This is a genomic window from Streptomyces sp. NPDC056883 (assembly GCF_042788835.1).
GTDB classification, from domain to species: Bacteria; Actinomycetota; Actinomycetes; order Streptomycetales; family Streptomycetaceae; genus Streptomyces; species Streptomyces stoeckheimensis.
The window spans coordinates 197,688-211,217 of sequence record NZ_JBHUBS010000001.1; the positions used below are offsets into that span (position 1 = coordinate 197,688).

Annotated in this window: 15 protein-coding genes; 9 read left to right on the forward strand and 6 right to left on the reverse strand. The window is 71.6% G+C overall.

Annotated elements, in window-relative coordinates; genetic code table 11:
• From ACFRU2_RS00900 to ACFRU2_RS00915, 4 genes are all read right to left on the reverse strand, one after another.
• Positions 1 to 546: an urease subunit beta gene (locus tag ACFRU2_RS00900; RefSeq protein WP_382966435.1), complete on the reverse strand. Its 546-nt coding sequence runs from the start codon at positions 544 to 546 to the stop codon at positions 1 to 3.
• A 23-nt stretch (positions 547 to 569) separates the two neighbouring features.
• Positions 570 to 1,442 carry a sirohydrochlorin chelatase gene (locus ACFRU2_RS00905; RefSeq protein WP_382966436.1) on the reverse strand — a complete coding sequence of 291 codons (873 nt, stop codon included), beginning with the start codon at positions 1,440 to 1,442 and terminating at the stop codon, positions 570 to 572.
• Between the two features lie 3 nt (positions 1,443 to 1,445).
• On the reverse strand, positions 1,446 to 1,751 hold the full coding sequence (locus tag ACFRU2_RS00910; RefSeq protein ID WP_250738231.1) for an urease subunit gamma: 306 nt from the start codon (positions 1,749 to 1,751) through the stop codon (positions 1,446 to 1,448).
• Positions 1,752 to 1,833: 82 nt separating this feature from the next.
• Positions 1,834 to 2,805 (reverse strand): urea transporter, encoded by a 972-nt coding sequence (locus ACFRU2_RS00915; protein ID WP_382966437.1) that lies wholly within the window; start codon positions 2,803 to 2,805, stop codon positions 1,834 to 1,836.
• Between the two features lie 205 nt (positions 2,806 to 3,010).
• Here ACFRU2_RS00915 and ACFRU2_RS00920 point away from each other — a divergent pair, with 205 nt between their 5' ends.
• On the forward strand, positions 3,011 to 4,060 hold the full coding sequence (locus ACFRU2_RS00920; RefSeq protein WP_382966438.1) for a tellurite resistance/C4-dicarboxylate transporter family protein: 1,050 nt from the start codon (positions 3,011 to 3,013) through the stop codon (positions 4,058 to 4,060).
• A gap of 66 nt (positions 4,061 to 4,126) precedes the next feature.
• On the opposite strand, the gene ACFRU2_RS00925 is transcribed toward ACFRU2_RS00920, so the two are convergent.
• On the reverse strand, positions 4,127 to 4,840 hold the full coding sequence (locus ACFRU2_RS00925) for a YoaK family protein (RefSeq protein ID WP_382966439.1): 714 nt from the start codon (positions 4,838 to 4,840) through the stop codon (positions 4,127 to 4,129).
• Positions 4,841 to 5,063: 223 nt separating this feature from the next.
• Here ACFRU2_RS00925 and ACFRU2_RS00930 point away from each other — a divergent pair, with 223 nt between their 5' ends.
• From ACFRU2_RS00930 to ACFRU2_RS00965, 8 genes are all read left to right on the forward strand, one after another.
• Positions 5,064 to 6,434, forward strand: a complete 1,371-nt coding sequence (locus tag ACFRU2_RS00930) for a glutamate decarboxylase (RefSeq protein WP_382966440.1) — start codon at positions 5,064 to 5,066, stop codon at positions 6,432 to 6,434.
• The gene (locus ACFRU2_RS00935; protein WP_382966441.1) at positions 6,434 to 7,366 is read left to right on the forward strand and encodes a glutaminase; all 933 of its coding nucleotides are present in this window, start codon (positions 6,434 to 6,436) and stop codon (positions 7,364 to 7,366) included. Before ACFRU2_RS00930 ends, ACFRU2_RS00935 begins: the two co-directional genes overlap by 1 nt.
• Positions 7,367 to 7,376: 10 nt before the next feature.
• Positions 7,377 to 8,909 carry an amino acid permease gene (locus tag ACFRU2_RS00940; RefSeq protein WP_382966442.1) on the forward strand — a complete coding sequence of 511 codons (1,533 nt, stop codon included), beginning with the start codon at positions 7,377 to 7,379 and terminating at the stop codon, positions 8,907 to 8,909.
• A gap of 80 nt (positions 8,910 to 8,989) precedes the next feature.
• Positions 8,990 to 9,424 (forward strand): VOC family protein, encoded by a 435-nt coding sequence (locus ACFRU2_RS00945; protein ID WP_382966443.1) that lies wholly within the window; start codon positions 8,990 to 8,992, stop codon positions 9,422 to 9,424.
• Between the two features lie 29 nt (positions 9,425 to 9,453).
• Positions 9,454 to 10,158 (forward strand): epimerase, encoded by a 705-nt coding sequence (locus ACFRU2_RS00950; protein WP_382966444.1) that lies wholly within the window; start codon positions 9,454 to 9,456, stop codon positions 10,156 to 10,158.
• Between the two features lie 72 nt (positions 10,159 to 10,230).
• A complete protein-coding gene (locus ACFRU2_RS00955) occupies positions 10,231 to 11,445 on the forward strand; it encodes an RNA ligase (protein ID WP_382966445.1) in 1,215 nt (404 codons plus the stop codon).
• Between the two features lie 4 nt (positions 11,446 to 11,449).
• Positions 11,450 to 12,427, forward strand: coding sequence for an AAA family ATPase (locus ACFRU2_RS00960; protein WP_382966446.1), 978 nt, complete (start codon positions 11,450 to 11,452; stop codon positions 12,425 to 12,427).
• An 80-nt stretch (positions 12,428 to 12,507) separates the two neighbouring features.
• The gene (locus ACFRU2_RS00965; protein ID WP_382966447.1) at positions 12,508 to 12,873 is read left to right on the forward strand and encodes an NTP pyrophosphohydrolase; all 366 of its coding nucleotides are present in this window, start codon (positions 12,508 to 12,510) and stop codon (positions 12,871 to 12,873) included.
• A gap of 19 nt (positions 12,874 to 12,892) precedes the next feature.
• On the opposite strand, the gene ACFRU2_RS00970 is transcribed toward ACFRU2_RS00965, so the two are convergent.
• Positions 12,893 to 13,390: a hypothetical protein gene (locus ACFRU2_RS00970; RefSeq protein ID WP_382966448.1), complete on the reverse strand. Its 498-nt coding sequence runs from the start codon at positions 13,388 to 13,390 to the stop codon at positions 12,893 to 12,895.
• Between the last annotated feature and the right edge of the window lie 140 nt (positions 13,391 to 13,530).

Here is a 13,530-nt window from a genome sequence, read left to right on the forward strand (position 1 = left end):
CTACTTGTCGCCCTTCTTGGAGGTCTTGGCCTTCTTGGCGGCCGCGGTCTTGGCGGGCGCCTTGGCGGCGGGCTTGGCGGCCGGCTTCGAAGCCGGCTTGGTCCCCGGCTTCGAGGGCGTCTCCACGGCCGGCGCGGCGGCCTGCGCCGCCGCGGCCTGCCGGGCCGTCTCCGTCCGGGCTCCCAGGAATCCGAGCTCGACCGCCCGGTTCATCGCGCGGACGCGGGTGTCGGTGGAGCCGAGGCCGCCGTTGACGAGGGAGCTGAAGCCGATCAGCCGGCCGTGGCCGCTGTACGCGGTGAGTTCGACCTCGCGGGTGTCGCCCGGCTCGAAGCGGACGCCGGTGCCGGCGGGCAGGTCGAGGTGCATGCCGTAGGCGGCGTTGCGGTCGAAGTCGAGGGCTCGGTTGACCTCGAAGAAGTGGTAGTGCGAGCCGACCTGGACGGCACGGTCGCCGGTGTTGGAGACGGTGACCTTGGCCTTGCGGCGGCCGGCGTTGATCTCTACGGTGCCTTCGCCGTAAAGGTATGTGGCGCCACCTGACATGGTGGTACTTCCCTTCCTTCGGATCAGTGGGGGGAATGGCCGTGCGGGTGGCCGTGACCCTGGCCGTGCGCGTGCCGGTGGCCCTCGCCGTGAGCGTGCGCGTGCGTGTGGTGTGCGTCCGGGTCCGCGTGGTCGTGGTGGTGGTGGCCGCCGCCGGGGCCGTGGGAGTGCGCGTACCCGTGCCCGTGTTCGGCGTCCAGCCCCTCGGCCACGCCGTCCTGCCCGTGGGCCAGCCGGTGCAGCGCCTCCTGCGAGCGGGCCCGTACGACCTGGGCGATCGCGGCGTCGGACAGCAGCGGACCGGTGTCCAGGACCCCCGCGGGGAGCTCGGCGGGCGGGGCGAACGCGGCCCGGATCAGGGAGACGTGGCCGGCGCCGAGCCGACGGCACCGCTCCGCGCCCTCCGCCAGGTCCGGGTCACCGCCGTCGAAGGCGACCTCGACCCAGCGGTGGTGCCCGTACTGGCGCACCAGCCGGGCCACCCGGAACAGATCGGCGTCCTGGAAGGGACCCGCGGCGGGTGCGGTGACCAGAACGGCGGAGGAGTCGGGAGCCGCGCGGACCGCCTTGAGGGCGGCGGTACGGAGCCACGCGGTCAGGTGGTCCACGGTGGCGAAGGGGGGCGCCAGCGCGAGCCGCCCGGGCTCCGCCTCCCGGCTCAGCCAGCGCAGCGCGCGGGCACAGTCGGCGATCAGCCCGGGGTCGCGCCCCAGCGTCATCGGGACCACGCACACCGGTTCGGACGAGGCGGCGAGCCCCGCGCGCACGGCTTCGGCCAGCGGCCGGCCGGGGTGCACGGCGCCCGCCGCGGAGCCGCCCTCGTGACCGCCGGCCAGGATGACGCGGGCCGCCGATTCCGTTGCCCGGCCGGGCCGTTCGGGTGCGATGGCCGCCACCGCTCAGGCGCCGACGGGGTCGTGGCAGGAGACGAGCTTGGTGCCGTCCACGAAGGCGGCCTCGACCTGCAGCAGCGGAAGCATCTCCCGTACGCCCTTCATGACATCGGCGGCGGAGACCATCTGCTTGCCGAGCTCCATGCACTCGGCGACGGTCCTGCCGTCACGGGCGCCTTCGAGGATGCCTTCGCTGATCAGGGCGCAGGCCTCGCTGTAGTTGAGCTTGACGCCCCGGTCCCGCCGCTTGCGCGCCAGGTCGGCCACGACGTAGATCCAGAGCTTGTCCATCTCACGGGGAGCGAGATTCATCGGTCACTCACTTTCGGCTCTCAAGGTGGTTCAGTGCTGCCGGCGCCGTGTTCTGGGTGCGGCGGTTCGGGCTGAGGTGGTGTCAGGTCCGTTGCAGCCGGGGGATCTGGGGGACGGCGGCGACGAAGACGACCGTGGTCAGGACGAACGGCCAGGTGAAGGTGTGGCCGCCGAACGGGGCGAAGAAGGAGGTCATCGCGGCCGTGAGCCCGGTCGCGGCCGCGGCGCCCAGGAGGGCGAACGCGAAGCTCCAGTTGGACGGGACGAGGAAGACCCCGCACAGGGCCATCGCGACGAGCACGCTGCTGTAGCCCATGAGTCCCTGCGTGACCGCGTCGGAGGGCGAACCCATCGCCCAGGCGACGAAGATGCCGGTGAGGCTGCCGACGCAGGCCATGGCCCCGGCGACCCGGCTGGCCACGAAGATCCCGGCGAGGAAGATCAGGCCGACGTACCACTGCGGCATGAAGAAGATCTGGCCGACGTTCGCGAAGAAGGCGCGCCAGAGCTGGCCCCAGTCGAGGGCGGTGGTTCCGGAAGCGGCCGCGGGCAGCGCCGCCAGATTGGGGCCGGTGTGCCACACCCGGGAGAAGCTCGGCGCCGCGATGGTCATGACGCTCGCGATGATGCAGAACGGTGCGGTGAACGTGGGGATGTTCCACGTGCCGAGGACGGTGGCCAGCGCCGAGGTGACGACCACCACGGTGATGCTGCCGCCGATCGCGAGCAGCAGCGTGGACAGGTGCTCCCACCCGAGGAAGACGGCGAACCCGAGCGAGACGAGGGTGCCGTTGAAACCGCGCAGGCCGGCCGAGACGATCTCGCGGTCGATCCCGAACGCGTAGGCGGTGCCGGTGCCGACGACCGCGCCGAGGAGGCCGTAGAGGGCGTACTGCCAGCCCGCGGCGGCCAGGGCGGCCAGGAAGAAGATGCCCGTGATCGCGCTCGGCATGAAATCGACCTGAGCGACACCGCGCAGGACTTCCTGGATGAAGCTCGCGGGCTGGGCGGGAGGGGCCTGGCGTGCGGGCTCCGTTGCCAAGGCGGCCTGCATTTCATTCTCCCTGTGCAAAAAGAGAGGGCCCTGAAGGGCCCGTGAATCAGCGGTGCGTTGACGACGACAGTACCGGTGAATCGGATCAATTCCGCCTGGACATGGGCGTGTCGGGATGGCCGGGAGAATGCGGCCGGGTTGTCATAAATGTGCTCGTCATTCCCTTTCCCGGGGATGGAAATAGGATCGGAATATCGAAGAGCGAATGGTGGGGGAGAAGCCCTTCACCGCGCCCGGAAGGGTCATCGCCGCCGCCGTGATGGCGCGCCGCAGCGGCCCGCCCCCTGCGGTGGTGTCCCTTGGCGGGGTGCGAGTCCTTGTGGGTGCCCGGTGGTGGGCGGAGCTGTCGCCGGCCGCCGGCGCCGCCGTCATGGCGGCCGGGATCATCTCCGTCGGCCTGCACCTGATCGGCCGGGACGCGCTGTCGATCGCCGCGCTGGTCGTCTCCACCGCGCTGTGGCTGGTACTCGCCTGCGACTTCACCGCCCGGCTCCTGGGTGACCGCCGACGGTTCCGCGCCGAGGCCGACACCCCGGCGGCCCTCACCGCCGTGGCCGCCACCGCCGTACTCGGCTCCCGGCTCACCCTTCTCGGGTGGACCTCCGTGGCCGTGGGGCTGCTGGTGCTGGCCGCCGTGCTCTGGCCGGGACTGCTGGTCGCCGTCCTGCGGCACTGGGGCTACCGGATGCCCGGCGCGGCGTTCCTCGTCTGCGTGGCCACCCAGGGGCTCGCCGTCCTGGCGGGCACCCTGACCGCCCCCACCGGCCGCGACTGGCTCGGCCGGGCGGCGCTGGCCGCCTTCTGCCTGGGCCTGCTGCTCTACGCCGAGGCGCTCGTGCGCTTCGACTTCCGCCAGGTCGTCTCGGGTGCGGGCGACCACTGGGTGGCCGGCGGGGCGCTCTCCATCACCGCCCTCGCCGGATCCGGGCTCACGGCGTCACCGCTGTGGACGGGATGGGCGCACGCGGGGCTGCGTACCGTCACCCTGGCGGCTCTCGGCCTCTCCCTGGCCTGGTACGCCGTGCTCCTCACCGCCGAGGCGGTCCGGCCGAGGCCCCGCTACGACACCCGGCGCTGGTCGAGCGTCTTCCCGCTCGGCATGACGGCGACCGCCTGCCTCTCGGCAGCCGCCCCGACCGGGGTGGAGTGGCTGCGGCCCCTCGGTACGGTGCTGCTCTGGGTGGCGGTCGGGGCGTGCGTGCTGACCTGCGCGGCGTTCCTCGTGGAGCGCGGGCGGGACCGTCCGTCGACGTGAGGCGTACTCGACGCACCCGGCGGGCCCCGGGCCCCGCGCCCCGGGCCCCGAGGGCGCGTCCGGCCCCTACGGCCGCCGTCCGGTGCCGTCCCATCGGGGGGAGAGGGCTACGCAGCCCAGGAGACCCACGGCCAAGGCCAGCGCCCACACCGCACCGTGACGGAGCGTCAGCACCCCGCCGGTGAGGGCTCCGAGGAGCAGGGTCACGATCGTCACGAGGCGGCGGAGCGGACCCGGCCCCCACGGATCGGCCGCCAGCCCGGTCAGGGCCCTGGTGACGACGGTGGTGGTGAGATCGGGGACGGCGAGCCGGTGCACGACGGCGTTCTGCAGGCCCATGCCGAGGGCGAGCAGGGCGATGACGCCCGGCGGCCCGGCGCCGAGCGCGGTCAGGGCGAGCGCCCCGCCCACCAGGACCGTCTGCACCGCCACCAGCGGCGCGAACATCCTGGCCGCCCCGGTGGTCCGCCGTAGCCGTCCGGCGGCCGCCGCCCCGGCCAGGAAGGCGCCGACGGCGAGCAGGGAGTCCGGGGCGGACAGGGACCGGTCGCCGGCGAGGGCGAAGCCGAGGAAGACCACGTTGCCCGTCATATTGGCCACGAAGACGTGACCGAGCCCCAGGTAGCACACCGCGTCGACCACACCGCTGACGAAGGTGAGGGCGATCAGCAGCGGGGGGAGCACCCCGTGGGGAGACCCGGCGCCGTCCGCCTCCGGCGGGAACAGCAGGTCGGCCAGCGGCGGCAGGATCCCGCGTCGCCGCGGTGGGGGTGAGGTCAAGGGGTGCCTCCGGTCGTGGCGCGGGCCGGTCCGTGGCAGGTGGGCAAACGGGACCTTCGTCGGAAGGGAAGCGACCCGCACACCCCGAAAGGGAGCGGAGTGGACGGGGCTTTGTCCCGCAGAAATGCTAGCCATCCCCGGCAGACGATAGAAGGAGCGACCCGCAGAGGTCCAAGAAGGAGCGACCCGGTCGTCGAATCGGGATTCCAGGTAAGGAGATTCCATGTCGGACTCAGCCGCCGGTGCCCCTGAGGGCGCCCTGCGATTCAGGGACGTCTACGCGGGTGAATTCGCCCGGCGCTCCCTGCCCGAACACCGGATTCCCGACGAGCCGTCGGATCCGGAGGCCGTGTACACCCTCATCCGCGACGAGCTCGAACTCGACGGCAATGCCGAGCAGAACCTCGCCACCTTCTGCAGCACCTGGGCCGAGCCCCAGGTCCGCAAGCTGATGGACGAGAACCTCGCCAAGAACATGATCGACAAGGCCGAGTACCCGCAGACCGCCGCCATCGAGGAGCGGTGCGTGTCGATGCTCGCCGACCTGTGGCACGCTCCCGAGCCCGAAACCGCGCTCGGCTGCTCCACGACCGGCTCCAGCGAGGCCTGCATGCTCGGCGGTCTCGCCCTCAAGACCCGCTGGCGCAAGGCCCGCAAGGCCGCCGGACTGCCCGCCGACAGGCCGAACCTGGTCTGCGGCCCCGTCCAGGTCTGCTGGGAGAAGTTCGCCCGCTACTTCGATGTGGAGCTGCGCCGGGTCGAGTTGCTGCCCGGCGCCACGGGTCTGCGCCCCGAGCAGCTCCGCGCCCACGTGGACGACAACACGATCGGCGTCGTCGCGATCCTCGGCGTCACCTTCACCTGCGACTACGAGCCCGTCGCCGAGATCGCCGCCGAACTCGACGCCATCCAGCGCGACACCGGACTCGACGTCCCCCTCCACGTGGACGCCGCCAGCGGCGGCTTCGTCGCCCCCTTCATCCAGCCCGACCTGGTCTGGGACTTCGAGATCGCGCGCGTCAGCTCGATCAGCAGTTCCGGCCACAAGTACGGCCTCGCCCCCCTCGGGGTCGGCTGGGTCGTCTGGCGCACCGCCGAACTGCTCCCGCCCGAGCTGATCTTCCGGGTCGACTACCTCGGCGGGGACATGCCCACCTTCGCCCTGAACTTCTCCCGGCCCGGGGGCGAGATCATCGCCCAGTACTACCTGCTGGTCCACCTCGGCCGCGAGGGATACCGCCGGATCCAGCAGGCGAGCGCCGACACCGCCGTCCACCTGGGCGAAGAGATAGCGGCGATGGGCCAGTTCAGGATCCTGTACGACGGGAAGGGAGCCCTGCCCGGAGTCTCCTACACCCTCGCCGACCCCGAGGGGAGTCCCTTCACCCTGTACGAGCTCTCCGACCGGCTGCGCCGGCGAGGCTGGCAGGTGGCCGCGTACCCGCTGCCCTGCGCCGGCGAGCCCCTCGTGATACACCGGATCCTGGTCCGCCGCGAGATCAGCCGCGACAAGGCCTCCCTGCTGCTCGCCGACATCCGTCGCGCGGTCGCCGAGCTCAGCCCGGCCGGCATCCGGGCGGAGCAGGTCGCGTGATGACCGCCTTCGAGTGCACCCCCGACTACGCGGAGATCACCCGCCGGGTCATGAGCGCGGTGGCCCCGCACATCGGTGCGGGCAAGGTGGCCGACTACATCCCGGACCTGGGGAGGGTCGATCCCCACCAGTTCGGCTTCGCCATCGCCACGGTGGACGGGGAATTCCACTCCGGCGGAGATGCGGACGTGCCCTTCGCGCTGGAGAGCATCTCCAAGCTCTTCTCCCTGGCGCTCGTCCTCGGCCACGACGACAGGACGATCTGGAACCGGGTCCACCGCGAACCGTCGGGGGAGCCCTTCAACTCCTTGATCCAGCTCGAACTGGAACTCGGCGTCCCCCGCAACCCGTTCATCAACCCCGGCGCCATCGTCGTCACCGATCAGCTGCTCTCGTACACGGGCGACGCCTTCGAGGCCGTACGCGGGCTGCTGCGCGCCGAGACCGGGAACCCGTACCTCCACCTGGACGGGGTCACCGAAGGGTCGGAGGCCCGTACCGGAGACCGGAACCGCGCCCTCGCCTACCTGATGGCCGACTTCGACAACATGATCGGCCCCGTTCCCGAGGTGCTGGACCACTACTTCCGGCAGTGCTCCCTCATGATCACCGCATCCGAACTCGCCCGCGCCGGACTGCTGTTCGCCCGGCACGGCGAGCGCGCCGACGGGACCCGGCTGATCCGCCGGGCCGAAGCCCGGCGGATCAACGCGCTCATGCTCACCTGCGGCACCTACGACGAGGCGGGCGAGTTCGCCTACCGCGTCGGCCTGCCCTGCAAGAGCGGAGTCGGCGGCGGCATCCTCGCCGTCGTCCCCGACCGGTGCGCCGTCGTCGCCTGGGGCCCCGGCCTCGACGTCAAGGGCAACTCCGTCTCCGCCACCATCGCGCTGGAGACCTTCGCGGCCACCGGCGGCCTGTCGATCTTCTGAGGAGGACACCGTGCTCACCACGCGCCCCTCGCCCGCCGCCCCACCGCAGGTCGGCGCCCGCCCGCACACGAAGTACCTGACCGTCTCCACCCTCGGCCTCATGACCGCGGCGTCCATCGTCACCAGCCTGCGCGGACTCCCGATGATGGCCAAGGAGGAGATGACGATGTTCGCGTACATCGGCTTCTCCACCCTGCTCTTCCTCGTTCCCGCCGGACTGGTCGCCGCCGAGCTCGGCGGCGCCTTCGGCCACCGCGCCGGCGGGCTCTACGTCTGGGTCGGCGAGGCCTTCGGCAAACCCACCGGATTCGTCGCCATCTTCCTGACCTGGGTCCAGAACATCGTCTGGTACCCCACCGGCCTCACCTTCGCCGCGACCGCCGCGGCCTTCGCCATCGGCCGCCCCGACCTCGCCGCGAACAACGTCTACGTCGGGCTCTTCATCGTCGTCGCCTTCTGCCTGTGCACCGGGGCCGCCCTGGTGAGCACGCACTTCGCGAGCAAGGTCACCAAGTACGGCTTCCTCCTGGGCACCGTCGTCCCCGGCGTCGTCCTCATCGCGCTCTGTCTGGCCTGGCTGGTCACCGGCCACGCCGCAGGCTGGTCCACCGCCACGGACCACGCCGTCGCCGTCGTCTCGCACGGGCACTCCAGCCCGCGCTGGCTGCCGTACCTGACCGGCCTGTCCAGCCTGTCGTTCCTGGCCGGGATCCTGCTGAACTTCGCGGGCGTCGAGTCCCAGGCCGTGCACGCGACCGAGCTGAAGGACGCCAAGCGCGGCTACCCGGTCGTCATCATGGTCGCCGCCGGGCTGTCCTTCGTGATCTTCACCCTCGGCGCGCTCGCGGTGGCGGGCATCCTCCCGTACAAGGACATCGACATCAACACCGGTGTCTTCGACGCCCTCACGCACGCCACCACCGGCCTCATGCACGTCGGCTGGCCGGTGCAGGTGCTCGCCGTCCTGATCTGCTACGGGGCCCTCGGCGGGGTGCTCGCCTGGATCACCGGCCCCAGCCGCGGCGTGCTGGCCACCGCCCGCGACGGGCTGCTGCCGCCGTTCATGCAGAAGACCAACAAGGCCGGAGTCCAGAAGAACATCCTGCTCGTCCAGGTCGTCGTGGTGGCCCTGCTGTCCTCGCTCTACCTGGTCGTGGACAACGTATCGACCGTCTTCTTCCTGATCTCGGCCATGGCCGTCAGCCTGTACATCATCGTCTACATGCTGCTGTACGCCTCGGCCATCCGGCTCCGCTACACCCAGCCCGACCTGCCGCGCGCCTTCCGCATCCCCGGGGGGAAGCCCGGCATCTGGCTGGTGGGCGGCCTCGGCTTCCTCGCCGTGGCCTTCGCCTTCGTCCTGGCCTTCGTCCCGCCGTCCCAACTGCCCATCGGCAGTCCGGGACTGTACGTGGGCCTGGTCGCCGCGGGCGCCGTGATCTTCAGTTCGGCGCCGCTGATCCTGGAACGGTTCAAGAAGCCGTCGTGGATGCCGAAGGAGGCCGTGCCGGAGGGAGAGGAGGTGAGCGCCGATTCACCCTGACACGGGTCAGCCCGCCGTCGGGTCCCACTACGGGCCCCTTCCGGTGGCAGATTGTCAGAGGTGATCAGTAGGGTTCCGGCATGGCCTACACGTTTCAGCTGACCGTCGATTCCGCCACCCCGCACGCCCTCGCCGACTGGTGGGCCGAGGCCCTCGAATGGGAAGTCGAGCCCAGCGACGAGGAGTTCATCCGCAAGATGATCGCCGACGGGCGGGCGACCGAGGAGGACACCACCACCCACCGTGGCGTCCTCGTCTGGAAGGCGGGCCAGGGGATCCGCCACCCCGAGGGCCTCGAACGGGCGCCCCGCATCCTCTTCCAGTTCATCGAGGAGCCCAAGACCGTCAAGAACCGCCTCCACCTCGACGTCCGCACCGGCGGGGACGACCCGCAGGCCCTGGTCGAGAGGCTCCTCGCCAAGGGAGCCAAGCACCTGCACGAAGGCAACCAGGGCCCCTTCACCTGGACCACCCTCACGGACCCCGAGGGCAACGAGCTGTGCGTCTCGCACTGACGGAGACGGCACGGCCCTAGGCTGACCCCGTGAACGTCATCCTCTTCGGCGCGACCGGCATGATCGGGCGCGGCGTGCTGCGCGAGTGCCTGCGCGACGAGTCCGTCGAAAGCGTGCTCGCCGTCGGGCGCAGCCCGCTCGCCGTCACCCACCCCAAGCTGGGCGAGCTGGTCCGGGACGATCCGACCGACCTGTCGGTGCCCGGGCCGGACCTGGCCTCGTACGACGCGTGCTTCTTCTGCCTCGGCGTTTCCTCCTTCCGCATGAAGGAGGAGGAGTACCGGCGGATCACCTACGACCTGACGCTCGCCGCCGCCCGCCCCCTCGCCGCCGCCAACCCGCGGCTGACCTTCGCCTACGTCTCCGGCGAGGGCACCGACAGCACCGAGAGCGGCCGCTCCATGTGGGCCCGGGTCAAGGGGAAGACCGAGAACGACCTGCTGAAGCTGCCCTTCGAGGCGTACATGTTCCGGCCGGGGATCGTGCAGCCGGACCGCGGCATCCCCTCCAAGACCCCGCTCTACCGCGCGGCTTACGCCGTCACCGCGCCGCTCTTCCCGGTCCTGCGCCGCTTCGCGCCCCACCTCGTGACCACCACCGGGGCACTCGGCCGCGCCATGATCGCCGTCGCCGCCGCAGGGCCCGGTGACGCCGGCACCCAGCGGATCCTGCGGCCGCGGGACATCAACCGGCTGGGCGGCCAACACCCGCACGGGTCGGCGGACCTGCGGTAACGAGCGGAAATTCGGTTTCGGCCGGGGCCCTGCGGACCTGAGAATGAGGCATCTCGAACCGGGAGGAACCCCATGAGCCAGGACCGCCTGACTCTGCACGACCTGATGCCCGCGCAGGCGCTGACCGAGGCCATCGACGCCGGATACGTGGCCCGCAAGGCACACCCCGAGCTGCCGCTGTCCCTCTACAGCTACACCCGGACCGCCCAGTACGAGCAGGTCTGGAACCAGGTCACCACGCGCTGCCGCGGACTCGTCGCCGACGACGTCACCGGCGAGGTCGTCGCGCTGCCGCTGCCCAAGTTCTTCAACGTCGGCGAGCACGAGTCGGACCGGCCGTACGCGCCCGCCCTGCCGGAGGACGAGCCGTTCGAGGTGTACGACAAGGTCGACGGCAGCCTCGGAGTGCTCTTCCACTACGCAGGGAAGTGGCGGGCCGCCTCCAGGGGTTCCTTCACCAGCACCCAGGCCGTCTGGGCGCAGCGCCGCCTCGACGGACGCGACACCTCCGCCCTGGTCCCCGGCACCACCTACCTCGCGGAGATCGTGTACCCGCAGAACCGCATCGTCGTGGACTACGGGGACCGCCGCGACCTGGTCCTGCTCGCCGCGTACGGAGCGGACGGCGTCGAGGTGCCGCTCACCGAGGCCGCCGGTCACTGGCAGGGCATCGGCTCCGTGGTCACCGTATGGCCCGCCATGCCGCTGGACGAGCTGCTCGCGCTGACCGGCTCCAGCACCCTGCCGGGCGGCGGCGCCGCGACCGGTACCGACGCGGAGGGCTTCGTCCTGCGCTTCGCCTCCGGCATCCGGGCCAAGGCCAAGATCGCCGAGTACGTACGCCTCCACAAGCTGCTCACCGGCGTGACCGAGCGGGACATCTGGCGCGGACACGGCATCCAGCGGTTCGCCGGCCTGCCCGTCAAGCAGGTCGCCCAGGGCCTGAACTGCACCGTCGCCGACATCGAGGCCTCGGACGGCAAGCCGCTCGACGCACTGCTGGAGCAGGTGCCCGACGAGTTTGACCACTGGGTGCGCTCGGTGATCGAACGCCTGGAGGCCGAGGCCGCGCTCCGCGAGCGCGCCATCGACGAGGCGTACGCCTCGCTGGCCCACCTGGCGGGCGACCGGGGCGCGTTCGCGCGCGCCGCCAAGGCGACGATCCGCGACAGCGGGGTCCGCAGCGCGCTGTTCCAGCGCCTCGACGGCAGGACGACCGAGATGGTCACCTGGCGGCAGGTGCGGCCCGAGGCGTCCGACCCCTTCACGAACGACGAGGAGAACTGAACCCGTGTCCGAAGCACCCGAAACCGAGACCCCCGCGTCCCCGGCCGCGCTCCCCGCGCCCCCGGCGCTTCCGGTGGTCCACGTCATGACGGGTCTGCCGGCCTCCGGGAAGACCACCGCCGCGCGCGCCCTCCAGGCGGAGTCCGGCGGGCGGATGCGCCGTGTCAACCTCGACGACCTGCGGGCCATGCTCGACGTGCCGGACCCGGAGCGCGGGCGCTCGTACAAGCACGAGCAGACCGTGCTGGACATCCAGGACGCGGCCGTCGGCGCGGCCGTCGAGGGCGGCTTCGACGTGGTCGTCGACAACACCCACCTGACCTCGCACATCCCCAAGCGGCTCAAGGCGGCCGTGGCGGGACGGGCCACCTTCGTCGTGCACGACTTCACCGACGTGCCCGTGGAGGAGTGCCTGCGGCGCGACGCCGCGCGCGAACGCCAGGTCGGCGAGGAGATCATCCGGATACTCGCGGACAAGCACGCGAAGGCCAGGAAGGGCGGCTGGCGGCTCACCGAGGACTGGCTCAACGACCAGCCGGACGTGTCCCCGTACGTCCCCGACCCGGCGCTGCCCACGGCGGTCATGTGCGATATCGACGGCACGCTCGCGATGACCGGCGACCGCAATCCGTACGACTTCTCGCGCTGCGGCCTCGACACGCTGAACACCCCGGTGCGCGACGCGCTGGACTCCTTCCGGCGCGCCGACGGCGACACCGTCGTCCTGCTGTCGGGGCGCGGGGAGGAGCACCGGGAGCCGACCGAGGCCTGGCTGCGGGAGCACGAAGTCCCGTACGACGAACTGTGGATGCGGGCGGCGGGCGACACGCGCCGGGACGACATCGTCAAGGCGGAGCTGTTCAACGCGCACGTGCGCGACCGGTACGCGGTCCGGGTCTCCCTGGACGACCGCGACCGCGTGGTGGCGATCTGGCGCCGGATGGGTCTGGCGACCTGGCAGGTCAACTACGGCGACTTCTAGTCCGGCCGGCACTGCCGGTACTGCCGTCAGTGCCGGCACTGCGGCACTCCGGCCTCCGCAGGGCTCGCCATACTGAAGGGATGGACGAGCCGAACGTACTGATCGTGGACGGTGCCAACGTCGTCGGGTCCGTGCCGGACGGCTGGTGGCGGGACCGGCGCGGCGCCGCCGAGCGGCTGCGCGACCGGCTGGCGCTGCGCGACGAGGGCGAGGAGATCGTCCTCGTCGTCGAAGGCGCCGCGCGGGGCGTCGCCTCGGTGCCCGGCGTACGGGTGGACGAGGCGCCGGGCAGCGGCGACGACAGGATCGTGGAGCTCGCGGCCGCCTGCGCGGAGCGCGGCGGGTGCGTCGTGGTCACGGCGGACCGGGAACTGCGGATACGGGTACGGGCGTACGGTGCACGGTGCGTGGGACCGCGCACCGTACGCCCGGAGATGCGGCCATAGGCCCGCCGCGGGGCGGTGCCTAGGAGCGGCAGTAGCGGACCTCGCCCAGGTTCTTGACGTAGCGGGCGGCGACCCAGCGGTCGTCGCGGTCCTTGGCGGCCTTCGCCGACTTCGGGGTCATCGCGCCCTTGCGGTCCTCGTCCATGGACTCGTGCTCGTCCCGCTCCTCCAGCAGGTACCAGAGGTTGTTCCCGTCCACCCGCTCGCCGCGCGTCTTGCACTCGATGGAGAGCTTCTCGTGCGGGTGCACCCGGCCCACCTTGTGGGAGTGGGTGGTCGGCCTGCTGCGGACGGTCAGGGGGCCGCGCGAGATGACGACGCCGCGGGCGTGCCTGCGGTTGCCGTCCTCGTCGTCCCGGCCGTAGTCGTCTTCCTCGTCGGCGTCCTGGACGGGAGTGGTAAGGACCGGTCCGCGCGGCACCGAGTGGTCGGCCGCGACGGCCGTGCCCGCCCCGACCAGGCCGAGCACCATGCTTCCGGCGGTGAGGGCGAGGATGGTCCTGGTGGGCTTCAGCATGAGCCGGCTCCTCCGAGAAGACGTCCGCCCGGCCGCGGCACGCGGCGCGGGGCGGCAACCAGGCGGTTGCCAGGGACGACTATGGCGACGGAGGACCGGGAGGTCCCGTTGACGCACCGTGACTTCGCCCGATATGCCCA

What these genes read in the sequence shown, in the direction of transcription:
- ACFRU2_RS00915 (WP_382966437.1), bottom strand. Translation starts at nt 2,805, where the DNA reads ATGCAGGCCGCCTTGGCAACGGAGCCCGCACGCCAGGCCCCTCCCGCC.
- ACFRU2_RS00955 (WP_382966445.1), top strand. Translation starts at nt 10,231, where the DNA reads ATGAGCCAGGACCGCCTGACTCTGCACGACCTGATGCCCGCGCAGGCG.
- ACFRU2_RS00970 (WP_382966448.1), bottom strand. Translation starts at nt 13,390, where the DNA reads ATGCTGAAGCCCACCAGGACCATCCTCGCCCTCACCGCCGGAAGCATG.
- ACFRU2_RS00920 (WP_382966438.1), top strand. Translation starts at nt 3,011, where the DNA reads ATGGTGGGGGAGAAGCCCTTCACCGCGCCCGGAAGGGTCATCGCCGCC.
- ACFRU2_RS00900 (WP_382966435.1), bottom strand. Translation starts at nt 546, where the DNA reads ATGTCAGGTGGCGCCACATACCTTTACGGCGAAGGCACCGTAGAGATC.
- ACFRU2_RS00910 (WP_250738231.1), bottom strand. Translation starts at nt 1,751, where the DNA reads ATGAATCTCGCTCCCCGTGAGATGGACAAGCTCTGGATCTACGTCGTG.
- ACFRU2_RS00965 (WP_382966447.1), top strand. Translation starts at nt 12,508, where the DNA reads ATGGACGAGCCGAACGTACTGATCGTGGACGGTGCCAACGTCGTCGGG.
- ACFRU2_RS00945 (WP_382966443.1), top strand. Translation starts at nt 8,990, where the DNA reads ATGGCCTACACGTTTCAGCTGACCGTCGATTCCGCCACCCCGCACGCC.
- ACFRU2_RS00930 (WP_382966440.1), top strand. Translation starts at nt 5,064, where the DNA reads ATGTCGGACTCAGCCGCCGGTGCCCCTGAGGGCGCCCTGCGATTCAGG.
- ACFRU2_RS00935 (WP_382966441.1), top strand. Translation starts at nt 6,434, where the DNA reads ATGACCGCCTTCGAGTGCACCCCCGACTACGCGGAGATCACCCGCCGG.